At 71.0% G+C, this 17,993-nt stretch carries 16 protein-coding genes; 6 read left to right on the plus strand and 10 right to left on the minus strand.

Translation table 11 applies throughout. The features are described from left to right. Window positions 1-137 precede the first annotated feature (137 nt). Entirely contained in the window at window positions 138-821 is a 684-nt protein-coding gene (locus tag AQI70_RS26940) for a DUF6215 domain-containing protein (RefSeq protein WP_062154511.1), read from the plus strand. A 72-nt stretch (window positions 822-893) separates the two neighbouring features. Here the strand turns inward: AQI70_RS26940 and AQI70_RS26945 are convergent, their stop codons facing one another. Continuing rightward, the gene (locus tag AQI70_RS26945) at window positions 894-3,377 is read right to left on the minus strand and encodes an alpha-L-arabinofuranosidase C-terminal domain-containing protein (protein WP_062154512.1); all 2,484 of its coding nucleotides are present in this window, start codon (window positions 3,375-3,377) and stop codon (window positions 894-896) included. 136 nt (window positions 3,378-3,513) lie between these two features. Here AQI70_RS26945 and AQI70_RS26950 point away from each other — a divergent pair, with 136 nt between their 5' ends. Continuing rightward, window positions 3,514-3,984 (plus strand): DUF6314 family protein, encoded by a 471-nt coding sequence (locus AQI70_RS26950; protein WP_062154514.1) that lies wholly within the window; start codon window positions 3,514-3,516, stop codon window positions 3,982-3,984. Here AQI70_RS26950 and AQI70_RS26955 read toward each other — a convergent pair. From AQI70_RS26955 to AQI70_RS26965, 3 genes are all read right to left on the minus strand, one after another. Then, entirely contained in the window at window positions 3,966-4,559 is a 594-nt protein-coding gene (locus AQI70_RS26955) for a histidine phosphatase family protein (protein WP_062154516.1), read from the minus strand. The two genes, AQI70_RS26950 and AQI70_RS26955, sit on opposite strands and share 19 nt — an antisense overlap. A gap of 162 nt (window positions 4,560-4,721) precedes the next feature. Continuing rightward, complete coding sequence (locus tag AQI70_RS26960; RefSeq protein WP_062154519.1) at window positions 4,722-5,156, minus strand: GNAT family N-acetyltransferase; 435 nt, start codon at window positions 5,154-5,156, stop codon at window positions 4,722-4,724. Window positions 5,157-5,274: 118 nt separating this feature from the next. After that, window positions 5,275-6,708: an aminotransferase-like domain-containing protein gene (locus AQI70_RS26965; RefSeq protein WP_062154521.1), complete on the minus strand. Its 1,434-nt coding sequence runs from the start codon at window positions 6,706-6,708 to the stop codon at window positions 5,275-5,277. Between AQI70_RS26965 and AQI70_RS26970 the strand changes: the two genes are divergently transcribed. Both AQI70_RS26970 and AQI70_RS26975 read left to right on the plus strand, forming a co-directional pair. Continuing rightward, entirely contained in the window at window positions 6,707-7,630 is a 924-nt protein-coding gene (locus AQI70_RS26970; RefSeq protein WP_062154523.1) for a DMT family transporter, read from the plus strand. The genes AQI70_RS26965 and AQI70_RS26970 overlap by 2 nt on opposite strands. Window positions 7,631-7,724: 94 nt before the next feature. Then, window positions 7,725-7,922 carry a DUF1918 domain-containing protein gene (locus AQI70_RS26975; RefSeq protein WP_037890307.1) on the plus strand — a complete coding sequence of 66 codons (198 nt, stop codon included), beginning with the start codon at window positions 7,725-7,727 and terminating at the stop codon, window positions 7,920-7,922. A gap of 25 nt (window positions 7,923-7,947) precedes the next feature. Here AQI70_RS26975 and AQI70_RS26980 read toward each other — a convergent pair whose 3' ends face one another. Continuing rightward, complete coding sequence (locus AQI70_RS26980) at window positions 7,948-9,189, minus strand: glycoside hydrolase family 10-like protein (RefSeq protein WP_062154945.1); 1,242 nt, start codon at window positions 9,187-9,189, stop codon at window positions 7,948-7,950. Window positions 9,190-9,407: 218 nt separating this feature from the next. Between AQI70_RS26980 and AQI70_RS26985 the strand changes: the two genes are divergently transcribed. Together AQI70_RS26985 and AQI70_RS26990 are read left to right on the plus strand one after the other, a co-directional pair. After that, complete coding sequence (locus tag AQI70_RS26985; protein ID WP_079051498.1) at window positions 9,408-10,280, plus strand: 3-hydroxybutyryl-CoA dehydrogenase; 873 nt, start codon at window positions 9,408-9,410, stop codon at window positions 10,278-10,280. Between the two features lie 193 nt (window positions 10,281-10,473). After that, on the plus strand, window positions 10,474-10,731 hold the full coding sequence (locus AQI70_RS26990) for a hypothetical protein (protein WP_062154525.1): 258 nt from the start codon (window positions 10,474-10,476) through the stop codon (window positions 10,729-10,731). Window positions 10,732-10,766: 35 nt separating this feature from the next. Here the strand turns inward: AQI70_RS26990 and AQI70_RS26995 are convergent, their stop codons facing one another. From AQI70_RS26995 to pheS, 5 genes are all read right to left on the minus strand, one after another. Continuing rightward, window positions 10,767-11,312: an NUDIX hydrolase gene (locus AQI70_RS26995; protein WP_037890305.1), complete on the minus strand. Its 546-nt coding sequence runs from the start codon at window positions 11,310-11,312 to the stop codon at window positions 10,767-10,769. A 75-nt stretch (window positions 11,313-11,387) separates the two neighbouring features. Then, window positions 11,388-12,728 (minus strand): NsdA family TPR-like regulatory protein, encoded by a 1,341-nt coding sequence (locus AQI70_RS27000; RefSeq protein WP_062154533.1) that lies wholly within the window; start codon window positions 12,726-12,728, stop codon window positions 11,388-11,390. 285 nt (window positions 12,729-13,013) lie between these two features. Then, entirely contained in the window at window positions 13,014-14,111 is a 1,098-nt protein-coding gene (locus AQI70_RS27005) for a PP2C family protein-serine/threonine phosphatase (protein ID WP_062154535.1), read from the minus strand. 151 nt (window positions 14,112-14,262) lie between these two features. Beyond that, window positions 14,263-16,776: a phenylalanine--tRNA ligase subunit beta gene (gene pheT, locus AQI70_RS27010; RefSeq protein ID WP_062154537.1), complete on the minus strand. Its 2,514-nt coding sequence runs from the start codon at window positions 16,774-16,776 to the stop codon at window positions 14,263-14,265. Next, entirely contained in the window at window positions 16,776-17,897 is a 1,122-nt protein-coding gene (gene pheS / locus AQI70_RS27015) for a phenylalanine--tRNA ligase subunit alpha (RefSeq protein WP_062154539.1), read from the minus strand. The genes pheT and pheS overlap by 1 nt, the downstream gene beginning before the upstream one ends. Window positions 17,898-17,993: the final 96 nt, after the last annotated feature.

Consider the following 17,993-nt stretch of genomic DNA (forward strand, 5'->3'; position numbering starts at 1 on the left):
CACCACCGCCCCGCTTCAGCGGCCCGGCCCCGGAAACCAACTTTGTCGCGGTCATGCCCAAGGGCTACTGTCCCCGGGCTACTGTCCCTGGGCTACTGTCCCCGGGCGCATACGGGGAGCACGGCAGGTGGGGGGACATGACCGAAGTGACGGGCACGCCCGAGAAGGGCACGAACCCGTGGGCGCAGGGCATCGCGGCCGTGGTGCTGGTGGCCGCGCTCGGTGGCGGTCTGTGGGCGTCCGGGGAGACATCCGGGACCAGCGGCCCGCCGCCCGCCACCTGCTCCGACGAGGAGCCCGCAAAGCGGACCGGACGGGTGACCGGAGCGCAGCTGTGCGAGGCACTGCACCGCCCCGACCTCGCCGAGCTGCTGGGCACGCCGACGGAGACCGCGAAGAGCGCCGGCGGCAGTGACGGCTCCGTCGGACTCGCCGGCGGCAAGGACATCCCGATGCCCTCAGCCGAGGTCGAGTTCGACACCTGCACCGTGACGCTCTCGGCCACCTACGACGGCCTCCCCGTCACCGGGTCCCATGAGCTGCTGGGGGACGGCAGGCAGCGCACGGTCCTGGGCCGTCCGGCGGTGCTGTACTCGGACCGCACCATCCGGATCGACTTCCGCCTCGACGGAGGCGACGCCGACAGCGGCCCCGGCGTCCCGCTCCGCGCCCTCACGGTGGCCCAGGACGCGAAGGACAGCGGCGGATCCTTCGACGTGACCCTGTGGCGCGCGGACGGCATGGTGCCGGACGACGCCGTATTGATCCGCGTCGCCGAGAAGGTGCTGCCGACGGTCCCTGGGTGGGCCGCCGGCAGGTGAGGCTCTCCGGCGGAGCGTCGCGCTCCGCCCCTGAGGGGCCGCCGCCCGCGGACGGCGGCCCACCGGATGCCGTTACCTCTGCTTGATCCTCAGGAACGTGACGGAGTTCGCCGGGAAGGTGTACGTGAACTTGTCGGCCACGCCCCGGAAAGTGGAGCTCACCGGCGACACCGGCGTGTCCGTCTCCGTGTTCACCGCGTCCTGGTCGGCGGCCAGCGTGGTCACGCGGGCGGTGGACGCGACCTTCGCGCCACCCAGGTCGACGGCCGTGCGGGCCTCGGTGGACTGGGCGTTGACGACCTTGACGATCAGGTCACCGGTCTGCGCGTCCTTGGTGACGACCTGGCGGAACGGCTCGGCCGGCTTGTCGTCCTTGAAGCTGCCCCACTCCTTGCCGTCGAGGTAGAGGGTCACCTGACGGCCGCGGACCTTGATGTCGATGTCGTAGGCGCGGCCCGTCTCGATCGACCCGGGCTTCGTCATCAGCGTGCCCTTGCCGCCGTCCACGGCCTGCTCGATCGCGGACTGGGTGTTGTTCCAGCCGCCCAGGTTCCACCAGTAGTAGTTGCCGGTGTCCTTGACGCCGAAGGCGACGAGGAAGCCCTCCTTGCCGGACTTCTTGGTGGCCTTCACGTGCAGGTCGTAGTCGTGCCAGGCCGGGTCGCCGGCGGTGACCATGGTGTTCTCGGCGGCGGCGTCCGTCTGGACGTACTGCCCGTCCTGGATGCTCCAGCTGCCGCCGCCGACGTGCTTCCACTTCGAGGCGTCACCGGAGAAGTCGTCGCCGAGCAGCGTCGAGCCGTCCGCCGAGGTGACCTTCACGTCGTCGTACGCCGCGCTGGTCGCCCAGGTCGACAGGCCGACGGCACCGGTGATCGGGCCGCTGACGTTCGGCGTGGTCGTGGCCTTCGACGGGACCACCTGGTCGCCGACGTTGTTCATGAACAGCTTCTGGACCTCGTAGTTGGCCGAGTTCCAGGAGGCCCGGTTGTTGAACCAGATCATGTCCGGCCGCCACTGGACGTAGTCCTCGTTGGCGAGCAGCGGGGCGTAGGAGGCGAGCTTGACGACGTCCGCGTTGCGCTCCAGGCCGGTCATGAACGCGGCCTCGGCCAGGCCGTTCTTCCAGGCGTTGCCCTGGGAGGCGTACTCACCGAGGAAGACCTTGGGGCCGTTCCTGTCGTAGGAGTCGTAGCGGTCGTTGTTCTGCAGGAACCAGTTCGGGCTGTTGTAGTAGTGCTCGTCGACCATGTCGACCTTGCCCTCGCGGTTGAGCTGCCACGCGGTGTCGAAGGTCGTGCCGGCGTCGTCCGGGCCCGAGTTGGAGATGACGGTGATGTCCGGGTACTTGGCCTTGATGGCGGCCCGGAACTGCTCGAAGCGGGCGAAGAACTCCTTCGGGAGGTTCTCCTCGTTGCCGACCCCGATGTGGGTCAGGTGGAAGGGCTTGGGGTGGCCCATCTCGGCACGGACCTTGCCCCACTTGGAGGTCGCCGGGCCGTTGGCGAACTCGATGAGGTCGAGGGTGTCCTGGATGTGCCGCTTGAGCAGGGCCTCGTCGTCGGTGGCCTTGTTCTGGCCGCAGCCGGTCACCAGGGCCGGGACGACGGGCAGCGGCATGGCGCCGATGTCCTCGGAGAAGCGGAAGTACTCGTAGTAGCCGAGGCCGTAGCTCTGGTTGTAGCCCCAGAAGTTCGCGTTGGTGGCGCGCTCCTCGACCGGGCCGATGGTGTCCTTCCACTGGTAGGAGCGCTTGCGCTGCCAGCCGCTGGCCTCGCTGTAGTCCTCCATGGAGCCGGTGTTGACCAGGCAGCCGCCGGGGAAGCGCACGAAGCCCGGCTTCAGGGCGGCGATCTTCTCGGCGAGGTCCTTGCGCAGACCGTTGGGCTGGTTCTTGTACGTCTCGCGTGGGAACAGCGACACCATGTCGAGGGCCGCGGCGCCCGAGGAGGCGACGGTCAGGCGGCCGCGGTTGCTGGTGCGGGTCGCGGTGAAGGTGGCCTTGTACTTGGCCCAGCCGCCCTTGACGGCCACCTGGCGGGCGGTCGCCAGGGTGCCCGCGGCGTCCTTGAGGCCGACGGTGAGGGTGGTCCCGGCCTCGGCGCGGGCCCACACCGAGAAGTCGTACCTCTTGCCCTCCTCGACCCGGATGCCGGTGTTGTAGCCGGTGTTCGTGACCGACGAACCGGCGCCCAGGGAGAGGTAGTTGCGGTTGCGCTCGTTGAGCCGGCCGGCGTCGTTGACGACCTGGGCCGTGCCGCCGACCGTCCAGGACGTCAGGGGCGTGTAGGAGCCGTTGTCGGCGGTGGAGTACTCGAAGGATCGGTTCTGCACGAGCTCGGCGTACAGGCCGCCGTCCGCGGCCCGGTTGATGTCCTCGAAGAAGACGCCGTACATCGTGTCGTCGATCTTCGCACCCTTGGCGGCCGGGTCGACGGTGATCGTGTAGTCGGTGACGTCCTCGGCGTGCGCGGGGGCCGGTACGAGGGCTGCTGCCGTCAGGAGGGCGGTGGTCGTGAGACCGACTCTCCATCGGGTGCGGGCGGTGCGTGGCATGGATACTCCGCGGCTCTCTGGTAGAGGTTGTTCGAAATATCAAACATTGATCAGCACTTCGAACGGCAAGATAGGGAGGGGGCGGATGCGCGTCAATGGGTCGCGCAGGAACGGATGTGACAAAGGAGCGGACGCCATGGGCGAGTTCCGGCCAGTGCCGGACGCACTGGACTACCTCGCCGGGAGCTGGCGGGTGGAGCGGTCGGTGCGGGATCTCGCGGGCGGGGAGGACGGGGAGTTCTCCGGTACGACGGTTTTCAGCCCGCTGGACGGCGGCGGACTCCTGCACCACGAGTCCGGCACGTTCGTCTGGCGGGGCGTCCCGCGGCCCGCCGAGCGCACCCTGCGCTTCCTGCCGGGCGATACGCCCGGCACCGCGGACGTGCGCTTCGCGGACGGGCGGCCCTTCCACGACCTGGACCTGACCTCAGGGCGGCACATCGCCGACCATCCCTGCTCGGCCGACCGCTACCGGGGCGAGTTCACCGTCCGGGACGCGGACCACTGGCGGACGGTGTGGCGGGTGCGCGGCCCGGCCAAGGACCTCGTCCTCACCACCGACTACGCGCGTGAGGACCGAACCACCGGCTACGCGCGTGAGGGCTGAGCCGGCGCCCCGTCGAAGCGCAGGTTCCAGCGGCCCGCCCGGCCGGTCAACGTGGTCGTGGCCAGCGGGCGCACGTCGATGTTCCAGTACGTGGCGGGCGGCGCCTTCAGCGCGTACACCAGGGCGGCGCGGATCACGGACGGTTCGGCCACGGCCACGACACGGCCACCGTCCTCCACGGGCCGTGTGTCGAGCCAGCCGCCGACCCGGGAGATGAACGCCAGCAGCGACTCACCGCCGTGCGGTGTGCCGCGCGGGTCGGACAGCCAGGCGTCCACCGCCTCCGGCTCCCGGGCCATCGCCTCGCCGAGCGTCAGCCCGCGCCAGCGGCCCATGTCGCAGTCACGCAGGGCGAGTTGCACCAGCGGGGCATAGCCGAGGGCGTCGCCGGTGGCGCGGCTGCGCGGGGTGGGTGAGCAGTAGCGCAGCTCGGCCGCCGCCAGCGGCACCAGGTCCCGGGCGACACGCTGCACCTCGTCCCAGCCGGCCTGGTCCAGCGGCCGGTCGTCCTCGAAGCGCTCCGCGAGCAGCGGGGAGCTGCGCGCGGCGGCGACGAACGTGACCCGAAGTGGCATGCGTGGATGGTGTGCCGCCGAAGTGCGCAGGTCAAGAGGCGTTGTACGAGAGTTACCGAGGGTGGACGAAACCTTACTGCCGGGTCAGGACCAGGCGGTACAAGTCGCCGGAAATCGAGCCGTTGGACATTCAAGTACCGTCACCGGCAGTCGAGTACGGCGCTAGAAGTAGAGCGCCATCCACTGGTCCGGCTTCTCCAGCGGCGCGAACCCGAGCTTCTCGTACACCCCGTGCGCGTCCTGCGTGGCGAGCAGCACGCGCTTGATCCCGTACGGCCGCAGATGTTCGCGTACGGCCCCGACGAGCGCCGTCCCGATCCCCTTGCCGCGCACCGACGGGTCGACGTACACGTCACACAGCCAGGCGAAGGTCGCCCGGTCGGTGATGACCCGGGCATACGCCACCTGCTCCCCCGAAGCCGTCTCGTACACCCCGAAGTTCAGCGAGCCCTCGATCGCCCGGTCCTGTGTCTCCCGCGGTCGCCCGATCGCCCAGTAGGCGTCGGTGGACAGCCACCTGTGCACACGCTCGCGGTCGATGCGGTCGGGGTCGGTGGAGGTCTCGTAGCCCTCGGCGAGGGGCGGGATGTCGATCATGCGGCGAGACTCGCAGGGCGAGGGGCGCGGCGTCGAGCGGTTTTCCCCGGTGGGCGGGGCGTTGTCAGTGGCGGGTGCGATGGTGCGGGCAGGACGGGGACGCCAGGGTCCCCCGCGGTTAGAGCACCTCGTCGCACGCCGCCCGCAGTCGCCGTACGCCCTCCGTGATCTCCCCGAGCCCCGCCACCGCCGCGAAGCTCAACCGCACATGGCCGGCCGGAGGTTCCGCGCTGAAGTACGGGCGGCCGGGGGTGAGCGCGACGCCCGCGCGCAGGGCGGCGGCGGTCAGCGCGGACTCGTCGGTGCCGTCGGGCAGGCGCAGCCACAGGTGGTAGCCGCCGCGCGGGATGTGCGGCAGGGCGAGTTCGGGGAGTTCCGTGGCCAGGGCGCCCGTCATCGCGTTGCGGCGGTTCTTCAACTCCGTGGCGACCGAGCGCAGATGGCGTGGCCAGGCGGGCGAGCCGACGAGTTCGAGAGCGGCCTCCTGAAGCGGCCGGGGCACGAAGAAGGTGTCGACGACCTGGATGGCACGCAGCCGCTCCAGCGCCGGGCCGCGGGCGGCGAGTGCGCTCACCCGGAAGCTGGGCGAGGTGGCCTTGGTCAGCGAGCAGACGTGGACGACGACACCGTCGGGGTCGTCGGAGGCCAGCGGGCGCGGGAGGGGGCCTGCGTCCTCGTGCACGAGCCGTCGTACGAAGTCGTCCTCGATCACGAACGCCCCGGCCTCGCGTGCGATGCGCAGCACTTCGCCCCGGCGCCCGGCGGAGAGCACCGCGCCCGTGGGGTTCTGGACCAGCGGCTGGCAGACGAAGAGCCGGGCGCCGGTCGCCCGGAACGCGTCGGCGAGCAGGGCGGGCCTCACTCCCTCCGGGTCAACCGGCACGGGCACCGGACGCAGTCCGGCCGCGCGGGCGATCGCCAGCATGCCGGGGTAGGTGGGCGATTCGACGAGGACGGGCGCGCCGGGCGGGGCGAGGGCGCGCAGCGCGATGGTCAGTGCGGACTGGCCGCCCGCGGTGATCAGGACCTCGGCGGCGGTGATGGCGCCGCCGATGCCCCGGGCGAACCACTCCCGCAGCTCCGGCAGTCCGTCCGTGGGCGGCCGGCCCCAGGCGCCGGGGCGACGGCCCGCGCGGGAGAGCGCCGCGGCCATCGCACGCTCGGGCTGGAGCGAGGGATGGAGGTATCCGCCGCTGAACTCGATGACGCCGGGCGGCGGGGCGGCGAGCGAGACCAGCACCCCGGAGGCGTCCACCGAGCGCGGTACGAGGTCGGCGGCACCGTCCGCGCTGAGCGCGACCTCCTGCCACGAGGTGTCCCCGACGGGAGCGGCGGCCGCGCGCGGCTGGGCCCGGAACGCGCCGGCTCCGGGCCGGGTGACCACCAGCCCCTCGGCGGCGAGCTGGGCGAGGGCCCGGGAGACCGTCACCGGGCTGACCCGGAATCGTTCGACGAGGGCACGGCTCGACGGGAGCTTTCCTCCAGGTGAGTAGCGGTCCAGCTCTCGCCGGAGCTGTTCCGCCAGTTCACCGACGCTGCTACGCTCTTGCATGGGAACACAGAGTAGCGCTACTGCACCGACCGGGATAGCGGTCACCACCTCGTCCACCGCCCCCTCCGGGACGCTCGGCACCGCCCAGGCCGCCCTCGGCGTCGCGGCCTTCTCCCTCACCTTCCCCGCCACCGCGTGGGGCCTGGAGAGCTTCGGCCCCTGGTCCCTGGTCGCCGTGCGCAGCGTGCTGGCCGCGCTGATCGCGGGCGGCTGTCTGCTCGCCCTGCGAGTGCCGCTCCCCGCCCGTCGGCACTGGGCGGGCCTGGCGGTCGTCGCCGCCGGAGTGGTCCTCGGCTTCCCGCTGCTCACCACACTGGCGCTCCAGACGTCCACCACCGCGCACGCGGCGGTCGTGGTCGGCCTGCTCCCGCTGACCACGGCCCTGTTCTCCGCGCTGCGCGTCGGCACCCGCCCCTCCCGCACCTTCTGGACGGCGGCGCTGGCCGGCGCGGCCGCGGTGGTCGCCTTCACCGTGCAGCAGAGCGGGGGTGCCCTCACCACGGCCGACCTGTATCTCTTCGCGGCGCTGCTGGTGTGCGCGGCCGGCTACACCGAGGGCGGCCGACTGGCCCGGGTGATGCCGGGCTGGCAGGTGATCGGCTGGGCGCTGGTGCTGTGTCTGCCGCTCACCGTCCCGGCCGCCGCGGTCGCCCTGTCGTACGAACCCGTCCACCTGACCTGGCACGGCGTGACCGGACTGCTGTGGGTCGCGGCGGGCTCGCAGTTCCTCGGCCTGGTCGTCTGGTACCGGGGCATGGCGGCCATCGGCATCCCGAAGGCCAGCCAGTTGCAGTTGGCCCAGCCCCTGCTCACACTGGTGTGGTCGGTGCTGCTGCTGGGCGAGCACCTGACGGTGGCCGCCCCGCTCACGGCCGCGGCTGTGCTCGTCTGCATCGCCGTGACCCAGCGGGCGCGTGGCTGAGCGGGCCCGGACGACCCACTTCCAACCACCGCTCCACGCCGTAGACTCAAGGCCACGGACCGCTGCTCCGGCACCTGGTGAGGAGGCTCAACAGATGCGTGCAACCGTGGGCGACCAGCTTGTCCAGCACGGCAGGGTGGTCGGGCAACACGACAAGGTCGGCGAGATCGTCGAAGTCCTGGGCCAGGAGGGCAACCCTCCGTACCGCGTCCGCTTCGAGGACGGGCACGAGGGCCTGTGCTCCCCCGGCCCCGACACCGAGATCCGCCACAAGGACACCACGACGAGGTAGCTCGTCGAGCAGATCGACGAGCGGGTCAGCGCGGGGGCTTCGCCGGCCGCGCGTAGTGGTCGGCGACGACCCGTGCCATGGCCCCGTTCCGGTCCGTCGCCACGTCCTTCGCGGCGAAGAAGACGTGCCCCCGTGCCTCCGGGTGCTCCTCGGCGAGGCTGAGATGCCGGGACAGCTCGGCCACCTCCTGCCAGGCCGCGGGCTGCGCCGGATCGCCCGCCTTGTACAGCGCCTCACCGAGGTACAGCTTCGTCCTGCTGCCCCGCGTGACCTCCGCCCACCAGGGCACGAGCTTGGCGTAGTCGGCGGCGGCGAAGCCGATGTTCCAGTACAGCTGCGGGCAGATGTAGTCGATCCAGCCCTCGCGGACCCACATGCGGGTGTCCGCGTACAGGTCGTCGTACGTCTGCACGCCGGCCCGGGTGTCGGAGCCGAGCGGGTCGGTGGCGACGTTGCGCCACACGCCGAACGGGCTGATCCCGAACTGTGTGCTGGGCCTGATGCGCCTGATGCCGTCCGCCATCTCCTGGACCAGCCGGTCGATGTTGTCCCGCCGCCAGTCGGCCCGGGTCGCGAAGTCGCCGCCGTAGCGGTCGTAGGCGTCGCTGTCGTCGAAGGTCTGGCCCGCCACCGGATACGGGTAGAAGTAGTCGTCGAAGTGGACCGCGTCGACCGGGTACTTCTCCACCGCGTCGAGCATCGCCTGCTGCACGAACGCGCGGACGTCGGGCAGCCCGGGGTTGTAGTAGAGCTTGCCGCCGTATGTCACCACCCAGTCCGGGTTCTCACGGGCGGGGTGGGAGTCGATCAGCTTGGTGAGGTCCGCGTGGTTGGCGATGCGGTACGGGTTGAACCAGGCGTGCAGTTCCAGGCCGCGGTCGTGGGCCTCCTCGACGGCGGTGCCCAGCGGGTCCCAGCCGGGGTCCTCCCCCTGGGTGCCGGTGAGGACCTGCGACCACGGCTCGTACGGCGAGGGCCACAGCGCGTCGGCCGTCGGCCGCACCTGCAGGATCACCGTGTTCAGGCGGCGCTCCACCGCCGTGTCCAGGTGGGCGATCAGTTCCGCGCACTGCTCGTCGGCGGTCAGCCGCTGCTTGGACGGCCAGTCCCGGTTCGCCACCGTCGCCACCCACATGCCGCGCATCTGGCGGGCCGCCCGTCGCCCGCCCTTGTCCGTTCCCTCCGCCGTGGCGGCACCGGCCGCCACCGCGCCGCCTCCCGCCACGAGTGCCGACAGGGCGGTCACCGCGAACGCCCGCCGTGACATCCGTGACTTCCGGTGCAGCATCTTCTTCGTACCTCCGTGTGCCGTGGTCAAGGGCCCACCCCGCGCCGGATCCGTGCCTGCCGGATCGCGCCCGGCGCCAGCCTTTCATGAGGCACCCGAACGATCGATCAAACTTGGCCGAAGGTAACGTGCAGGTTTGGAGCAGGCCCCGCACAACGGCGGACCTGCCGCAGTCGTGGATCAGCGAAGGGGACGATGTGACCGGCATCTCCGGAGATATTGCACGCGTCGGTGTGGTGGGCTGCGGCCAGATGGGAGCGGGCATCGCCGAGGTGTGCGCCCGCGCCGGACTGGACGTGAAGGTCGCCGAGACCACCGGCGAGGCCCTGGAGATCGGCCGCACCCGGCTGTTCAACTCCCTGGCGAAGGCCGCCGAACGCGGCAAGATCAGCGAGGAGGAGCTCGACGCCACGCAGGCGCGGCTGTCCTTCACCACCGACCTGGGCGAGTTCGCCGACCGCGACCTGGTGATCGAGGCCGTCGTCGAGAACGAGCAGGTCAAGACCGAGATCTTCCAGGTGCTCGACCAGGTCGTGACCCGCCCGGACGCGATCCTCGCCTCCAACACCTCCTCGATCCCGCTGGTGAAGCTGGCGGTCGCCACCTCGCGCCCCGACCAGGTAATCGGCATCCACTTCTTCAACCCGGCCCCGGTGCAGAAGCTGGTCGAGCTGATCCCGGCGCTCACCACCTCCGAGGGCACGCTCGCCCGCGCCCACGCCTTCGCCGAGAAGCTGCTGGGCAAGCACGCCATCCGCGCCCAGGACCGGTCCGGCTTCGTGGTCAACGCGCTGCTGATCCCCTACCTGCTCTCCGCGATCCGGATGTTCGAGACGGGCATCGCCAGCCGCGAGGACATCGACAACGGCATGGAGATGGGCTGCGCCCACCCGATGGGCCCGCTGAAGCTGGCCGACCTGATCGGCCTGGACACCGTCGCCTCGGTGGCCCAGAGCATGTACGAGGAGTACAAGGAGCCGCTGTACGCCGCTCCCCCGCTGCTGCAGCGCATGGTCGACGCGGGCCGGCTGGGCCGTAAGACCGGCTCGGGCTTCTACCCGTACGGCTGATTACGGTCGGTCAGATTCCGGCCAACCGCATGGGCCCGGCACCGCGAAGGTGCCGGGCCCATGTCATTCACACACCGTGTGCGGCGCGGGCTCGCATATGCCACTCACACACTCTCCCCATGCGTCCACCAGGCGAGTTCACTTTCCCTGCGCATGCAAGGGATGACAGACGACTACAGAAAGGAGCGGACTCGTGACCGCCGATCCCGAGCATCCCGTCGTTCACGGAGAACTCGCAGAGTTACGACGTCGTCTCGACGTCGCCTATGCCCGCGTGGAGGGCGGGCTGGCTCTGCTCACGCACCGCACCGAAGAGACCGCCAAGGAGATCGACGAGCTGAACACCCGGATCAACACACTGGAACACGCGCGCTGGCCGCTGCCCGCGGTCGCCGCCCTCACCGCCGTGGGTGCCCTCGTCATGGCGATCTGGCAGGCAGTGGGACGTTGATCAGGCAGGACGTCAGGCCGGGGCAGGACCTCAGTTCAGGGCAGGACGTCCTGACCGAGCCTGAGGTGGTGCAGCAGCAGTAACGCGGCCGCCATGTTGGCGGCCGGGACCTCCCCACGGGCGACCATGTCGGGGACGAGCTTGAGAGGCACCCATTCCCGGCGGTCGGACTCGAAGTCGTCCACGGGATGCCCGACGTACTCGCCCTCGTCGGACCAGTAGATGTGGTGCCGGGCGTCGGTGAGCCCGTTGGACGGTTCCACGCTCATGAGGTGGCGCAGGGGTCCCGGCCGCCAGCCGGTCTCCTCCTCCAGCTCCCTGGCGGCCGCGCGGACGATGTCCTCGCCGTCCTCGACGACGCCTGCCGCGAGTTCCCACCCCCAGCTGTCGGTGATGAAGCGGTGGCGCCACAGGAGGAGGACTTCATTGGCCTCGTTGACCACCGTGGCCACGGCAACGGGCCGCAGCCGTATCAGGAAGTGATCGAGGTGCCGGCCGTCCGGCAGCTCGACATCCGCGAGGTTGACGCTGAACCAGCGGTTTGAGTACACAGTTTGTTCGTTGTGTTTCGTCCACTGCACGGTTCTGCCACCTTCCGTCGAGTAAGTGGCAATATCGCAGCAGGGACTATGAGGTGTCGGTGTTCGAGTGCCGGTCTACAGCGGTACGCGCAGTGCTCCGTCGATGAGTTCGGCGGCCTCGGCCGTGCCCGCGCCGCCGCTGCGCACCAGGTGCTCGCGTACCGCCCGGAGTCTGTCGCGCAGGCGATGGGACTCCATTCCCCGGGCCTGCTCGGCCATCTGCACCGCGGTGGCCACCGCCTTGTCGGCGTTGCCCTGCCGCAGTTCGATGGTGCTGAGCATGGCCAGCCGGTGCACCCGGCCCCGGTCATGGGCGGGATTGTCGACGGCGGCCGCGGCGTGCTCCCCCGCTGCCGCCAGCTCCCCGAGGCTGAGCAGGGCCTCCGCCACCTGGACGTTGACGAGTCCGGGCTGGACATAGCCCGTTTCGTCGGGTTCGTATCCGCGCCGGATGCGTTCGGCGGCCTGTTCGGCACGCCGGATGCAGGACAGGGCGCTCGTGCCGTCGCCGAGGTGAGCGTACGCCTTCGCCTGCATCGCGTACAGATCCGAGGCGAGGGCCGGGGTGATGTGCTTGCCGGCGGCCCGCAGCGCGGCCTCCGCGAAGGCGACGGCCTGCCGGAACTCCCGCATGAACAGCGCCTGGTTGACGAGCAGCGCGATCACATACGCGCCGAGCCCCCGGTCTCCACTGGCCTTCGCGAGCCGCAGCGCCTGGTGGAAGTAGCGCTGGGCGAGCCCGTGCGCGTCGGAGTCGTACGCGCAGATGCCGGCGATCGCCACCAACCCGCCCGTGGCCCGGTGCAGTTGACGACCGGTGGCGTCCGTGTAGCTGCCGCGCAGCAACGGTGCCGCCTCGGCGTTGAGGAAGCCGACGATCCGGGTGCGGGTCGCTATGCCGCCCGCCTTCCGGTACATCTGCTCGTAGTGCGTGCGCGCGGCGCGCAGCATGTCGATGTCGGCCGGGGTGACCCGGTGCCGTCCCCCGCGTGAGACGTCCACGTCCTCGGGCGGGTTCTCCCACTCCCACACGGGCATGACGGCGGGCGTGCCGGTGACCGCGGGTGCGCCCAGGATGTGGGGCCGCTGCTGCTCGTCGGAGCGCCAGAGTGCGGTGGCCCGCTCCACGAAGCCGGACAGCGAGGTGGCGTGCGCGGCGGACGGATCGCCGGGCACGCCGAGGCCGATGTCGTCGAGCGTGACCGTACGGTGCAGACGGGCGGCGAGCACCTCGCAGATCAGGTCGGGGACCTGACCGCGCGGCCGCTGTCCCTTCAACCACCGTGCGACGGCGGTGTGTTCGTATCTCAACGCGAGCCCGCGTGCCCGCCCCGCCTGGTTCACGTGCGCGGCCAGCCCCGCGTGCGAGATCCCGGCCTCGTCCAGGATCGCGTCGAGCAGAGTGTTGGGCTGCATGTAGGCCCCCCGGGTGGCTCGGTGCCGTCAGAGTAGTGCGAACCGCTTCACACGGGGTGTGAACGGAGTGCCCGAATCCGCAGCGTGCGCGCGCTGTTGCGGAGAGTTGCCAGCCGGTTGACTGAAATGCCTCGCAAGAGGCCGGCCGGGCCGCCGGCTCCCCCTCGTACAATGCGGCGGCCCGCATCCGCGCCGTCCGCCCAGCTGCCTGCCCGACACTCCGTGGCTGGGCGGATGGCGACGCCCCGCCGCGCTGGCTACGGCGGGTGACTAGTCGCCGTAGCACTAAATGTGGTTGGTCGGCTGCGGGTTCGTCGTCGTTGGTCGCGCCCCGGCGGCGGAGCCGCCTATCTCACAGCCCCGCGCCCCTAGGGGGTCGCAGGCAAGCCTGGTTCGGTCGTTCCGTAGGACCAGTACCGCTATGTCGTCCCCCTGCCTGCCTCTTGTGTGGCGGAGGATGGCTGTGAAGAGGGTGCGCAGGATCGCCTGAGGAGTGATCGGTCCGTTTCGTACGGCTCCGATGAGCGCCGCCTGTAGGGGAAAGAACCGGCCTCTCGCGTCTCTCGCGTCCTCGACGCCATCCGTGTACAGGACCAAAGAGTCGCCGGGGAGCAGGGAGCCGCAGGGCGACGGGGTCAGTTCGGCCGGGAGCGGGAACGGCCCAAGCGGTGGGAGGGGATCGGCGCGGGCGAGGGGTTCGACGCGGGTGCCGCTCAGCAGGTACGGCCAGGGGTGACCGCAGTTGAGTGCGGTGATCTCGCCGTCCCTTCCGATCTCCAGCAGCAGGACGGTGACGAACTCCTCGGCGACCGGGGTGTCCGGTTCCAGACCCGAGGCGGGGTGCTCGGCGCGTGCCCGCTCGCGCAGGTGCCGGGCCAGGGCGCGGTCCAGCCTGCGCAGCACGCGGCCCAGGTCGGGTTCGTCGTGGACGGCCTCGCGGAAGCTGCCGAGGACCGCGGCCACCGTGCTGAGGGCGGCGATGCCATGGCCGCGTACGTCGCCCATCACCGCCCGTACGCCGTGCTCGGTGGCGATGACCTCGTACAGGTCGCCGCCGACACAGGCGCTGCGGTCCGCGGAGAGCTGGGCGGCGGCGACGTTCAGTCCGTCGATGCGTGGAGGCAGCGGCCGGATCAGCGCGCTCTGCGCGGCACCGGCGACCTCGCGCACCTGCCGCAGCTCCCGCAGCAGCGCCTGCCGGACGTGGACGATCAGCCCCGTCCCCACGGCGAAGAAGACGGCGCTGGTGACGACGCGCGCCCCGATGCTGTCCTGCTGGGCGAGCGGGCAGACCAACTTATACGTGATCGCCATCGCACCCCAGGCGGTGGGCAGCCCCATCGCCAGCACCTTGCGGGGAACCCGAGCCTTGATGCGGAACATGCCGATGGCCCCCCAATAGGCCCTGACAACGCAGACGGACCGGCCTCGAAAGGCCGGTCCGATTCTGTCGGCAGATCGTCCGGAAGTACCGGATCACCCGGAGAAGTCACCCTATTGAGTGAGGTGACCACCGGGCGCCCCGGCGGGGGCACTAGCCCCTCAGGACCGCCCCGGTCCGGTCACCCGCGAGGGCCACCGCGGCGTCCCTGGCGGCCGAGGCCTCATCGACGGTCAGCGTCCGGTCACCCGCGCGGAAGCGCAGCGCGTACGCGAGCGACTTCTTCCCGTCACCCAGCTGCTCGTCATTGACGTACACGTCGAACAGCCGGATGCCCTCAAGGAGTTCACCCGCCCCTTCACGCAGCGCGGCCTCGACCTCGGCGGCCGGCACCGGCTTGTCGACCACGAGGGCGACATCCTGCGTGGCCACCGGGAACGTGGAGATGCTCGGCGCCTGGGGCGTGCCGTCCCCGACCTGCTCCAGGGCGTCCAGGTCCAGCTCCATCGCACAGGTGCGCCCGGGCAGACCCAGCGCCTTCAGCACCCGCGGGTGCAGCTCACCGGCGTGACCGATGACCCGCTCGGCGCCGGCCACGGTGATCGCCAGCTCGGCGCACCGCCCGGGGTGCCACGGCCCGTACTGTCCGGCCCGCACGATCAGCTCGGCCCCGGCCTCCCGCGCGACGACACGCGCCGCCTCGATGGCGTCGGCCCAGTCGGCCGGACGGCCCTTGCCCCACCAGCCGGCCTGCTCACGCGCACCGGCGAGGACCACGGCGACATGCCGGGGCTGCTCGGGCAGCACGGCGTTCAGCGCGGCGATCTCCTCGTCGGTGGGACGCCGGTCGACGGGCAGGTGCCCGGCGACGCCGCGCTCCTCACCCGGCTGGAAGACCAGGCCCGTCTCGAACAGCGCCAGGTCGTGCGAACCCCGCCCGTCGTTGCGCCGCAGCGCGCCGAGCAGACCCGGCAGCAGCGACGTACGCAGCGCGGGCTCCTCGTCGTTGAGCGGGTTGACCAGCTTGACGACACGGCGGGCCGGGTCGTCGGCCGCCAGGCCGAGCTGGTCGAAGACCTGCTCGCTGACGAAGGGGTAGTTCGGCGCCTCGACGTACCCGGCCCCGGCCAGCGCGCGGCCGACCCGGCGGTGCAGCCGCTGGCGGTGGGTCAGGCCCCGGCCGGACGGCGGCTTGGGCAGCGTGGAGGGCAGGTTCTCGTAGCCCTCCAGGCGGATGACCTCTTCGGCCAGGTCGTTCGGCTCCAGCAGGTCGGGACGCCAGGACGGCACGGTGACGATGAGCTCGTCCTGCCCGTACACGTCGCAGCCGATCTCCTGCAGTCGCCGTACGACGGTCTCGCGGCCGTACTGGACGCCCGCGACCTTGTCCGGGTGGTCGGCCGGGGCGGTGATGGTGTGCGGCGCGGAAGGCGCGATGACCTCGGTGACACCCGCCTCCGCCGTACCACCCGCCAGCAGCACCAGCAGATCCACCGTCCGCTGGGCCGCAGCGGCGGCCGCCGCCGGGTCGACGCCGCGCTCGAAGCGGCGGGACGCCTCGGACGACAGCTTGTGGCGACGAGCCGTACGCGCGATCGACACCTGGTCGAAGTGGGCGGCCTCGATGACCACGTCGGTCGTCGCGTTCTCGACGTCGTCGTGGTCGGCGATCTCCGTGTTGGCGCCGCCCATGACGCCCGCGAGACCGATGGGGCCGCGGTCGTCGGTGATGACGAGGTCCTCGGCGTGCAGCTTGCGCTCGACGCCGTCGAGGGTGACGAGCTTCTCGCCCTCGGCCGCCCGGCGGACGCCGATGGTGCCCTGGACCAGCCGCCGGTCGTAGGCGTGCAGCGGCTGGCCGAGCTCCATCATCACGTAGTTGGTGATGTCGACCGCGAGCGAGATCGGGCGCATGCCGACCTTCTGCAGGCGGCGCTGGAGCCAGATCGGGGAGCGCGCCTCGGGGCTCAGGCCGGTCACCGTGCGGGCGGTGAAACGGTCGCAGCCCATCGGGTCGGAGACCTGCACCGGGTAGCCGAAGGCGTTCGGGCCGGGCACGTCGAGGAGCGCCGGGTCGCGCAGCGGCAGGCCGTAGGCGATGGCGGTCTCGCGGGCGACACCTCGGATGGACAGGCAGTCGCCGCGGTTGGCGGTGACGGCGATGTCCAGGACCTCGTCGACCAGCTCAAGGAGCTCGATGGCGTCCTTGCCGACCTCGGTCTCCGGCGGCAGCACGATGATGCCGTGCGTGCCGTCGTCGCCCATGCCCAGCTCGCTGGTGGAGCAGATCATGCCGTGCGAGACGCGGCCGTAGGTCTTGCGCGCGGCGATCGCGAAGCCGCCGGGCAGCACGGCGCCGGGGAGTACGACCACGACCTTGTCGCCGACCTGGAAGTTGCGGGCGCCGCAGATGAGCTCCTGGGGCTCGCCGGTGCCGTTGGCCATGCCGACGTCGACGGTGCAGAAGCGGATCGGCTTCTTGAACTCCGTCAGCTCCTCGATGGTCAGCACCTGGCCGACGACCAGCGGGCCCTTGAGGTCGGCGCCGAGCTGCTCGACGGTCTCGACCTCCAGACCTGCCGAAATGAGCTTGGCCTGGACGTCGCGGCCGGTCTCCGTCGCCGGCAGGTCGACGTACTCCCGCAGCCAAGAAAGCGGGACCCGCATCAGATCTCCATCCCGAACGGCCGGGTGAACCGGACGTCACCCTCGACCATGTCTCGCATGTCCTCGACGTTGTGGCGGAACATCAGCATCCGCTCGATGCCGAACCCGAAGGCGAAGCCGCTGTACTTCTCCGGGTCGACGCCGCAGGCGGTGAGCACCCGCGGGTTGACCATGCCGCAGCCGCCGAGCTCGATCCAGCCTTCGGAGGAGCAGGTACGGCAGGGCCGGTCGGGGTTGCCGACGGACTCGCCGCGGCAGACGTAGCACACCATGTCCATCTCGGCGGACGGCTCGGTGAACGGGAAGAAGTTCGGCCGCAGCCGGGTCTTCATGCCCTCGCCGAACAGCGACTGGACCATGTGGTCCAGGGTCCCCTTGAGGTCGGCCATGGTCAGACCCTCGTCGACGGCGAGCAGCTCGACCTGGTGGAAGACCGGGGTGTGCGTGGCGTCCAGCTCGTCGGTGCGGTACACGCGGCCGGGGCAGATCACGTAGACCGGCAGCTCGCGGTCGAACAGAGAGCGGATCTGCACGGGCGAGGTGTGGGTGCGCAGCACGACGCCGGAGTCGCCGGAGCCGTCCGGGCCCTCGACGAAGAAGGTGTCCGCCTCGCCGCGGGCCGGGTGGTCCGGGCCGATGTTGAGGGCGTCGAAGTTGAACCACTCGGCCTCGACCTGCGGGCCCTCGGCGACCTCGTAGCCCATGGCCACGAAGATGTCCTCGATGCGCTCGGACAGGGTGGTAAGCGGGTGGCGGGCGCCGGACGGTACGCGGTCGTAGGGCAGCGTGACGTCCACGGCCTCCTCGACCAGCACCCGCTGGTCGCGCTCCGCCTCCAGCTCGGCCTGGCGGGCGGCGAGGGCCTTGTTCACCGCGCCGCGGGCCTGGCCGACGCGCTTGCCGGCCTCGGCCTTGGCGTGCGGGGGCAGGGCGCCGATCTCGCGGTTGGCGAGGGCCAGCGGGGAGGTGCCGCCGGTGTGGGCGACCTTGGCCTCCTGGAGCGCGTCGAGGGAGTCCGCGGCGGCGAAGGCGGCGAGCGCCTCGTCCCGCATGCGCTCGATCTCTTCTGGTTTCAGTGCCTCGACCTCGACAGGGTCGTACGACTTATTCGGTGCCGACATCTCTTCCCGTGCTTCCGGTTGGCTGGCGGATGGTCCCCGTACCGACTCGTGGACAGTGCGTCAGCGTTTTTGGGACACAGCGTCCTGGTTTTTGGG

The organism is Streptomyces curacoi (genome assembly GCF_001513975.1).
Classification (GTDB): Bacteria; Actinomycetota; Actinomycetes; order Streptomycetales; family Streptomycetaceae; genus Streptomyces; species Streptomyces curacoi.

Bases quoted from the DNA above. Each gene is read 5' to 3' on its own strand.
- AQI70_RS26940 (WP_062154511.1), top strand. From the start codon at position 138: ATGACCGAAGTGACGGGCACGCCCGAGAAGGGCACGAACCCGTGGGCG.
- AQI70_RS26945 (WP_062154512.1), bottom strand. From the start codon at position 3,377: ATGCCACGCACCGCCCGCACCCGATGGAGAGTCGGTCTCACGACCACC.
- AQI70_RS26950 (WP_062154514.1), top strand. From the start codon at position 3,514: ATGGGCGAGTTCCGGCCAGTGCCGGACGCACTGGACTACCTCGCCGGG.
- AQI70_RS26955 (WP_062154516.1), bottom strand. From the start codon at position 4,559: ATGCCACTTCGGGTCACGTTCGTCGCCGCCGCGCGCAGCTCCCCGCTG.
- AQI70_RS26960 (WP_062154519.1), bottom strand. From the start codon at position 5,156: ATGATCGACATCCCGCCCCTCGCCGAGGGCTACGAGACCTCCACCGAC.
- AQI70_RS26970 (WP_062154523.1), top strand. From the start codon at position 6,707: ATGGGAACACAGAGTAGCGCTACTGCACCGACCGGGATAGCGGTCACC.
- AQI70_RS26965 (WP_062154521.1), bottom strand. From the start codon at position 6,708: ATGCAAGAGCGTAGCAGCGTCGGTGAACTGGCGGAACAGCTCCGGCGA.
- AQI70_RS26975 (WP_037890307.1), top strand. From the start codon at position 7,725: ATGCGTGCAACCGTGGGCGACCAGCTTGTCCAGCACGGCAGGGTGGTC.
- AQI70_RS26980 (WP_062154945.1), bottom strand. From the start codon at position 9,189: ATGTCACGGCGGGCGTTCGCGGTGACCGCCCTGTCGGCACTCGTGGCG.
- AQI70_RS27000 (WP_062154533.1), bottom strand. From the start codon at position 12,728: ATGCAGCCCAACACTCTGCTCGACGCGATCCTGGACGAGGCCGGGATC.
- AQI70_RS27005 (WP_062154535.1), bottom strand. From the start codon at position 14,111: ATGTTCCGCATCAAGGCTCGGGTTCCCCGCAAGGTGCTGGCGATGGGG.
- pheT (WP_062154537.1), bottom strand. From the start codon at position 16,776: ATGCGGGTCCCGCTTTCTTGGCTGCGGGAGTACGTCGACCTGCCGGCG.
- pheS (WP_062154539.1), bottom strand. From the start codon at position 17,897: ATGTCGGCACCGAATAAGTCGTACGACCCTGTCGAGGTCGAGGCACTG.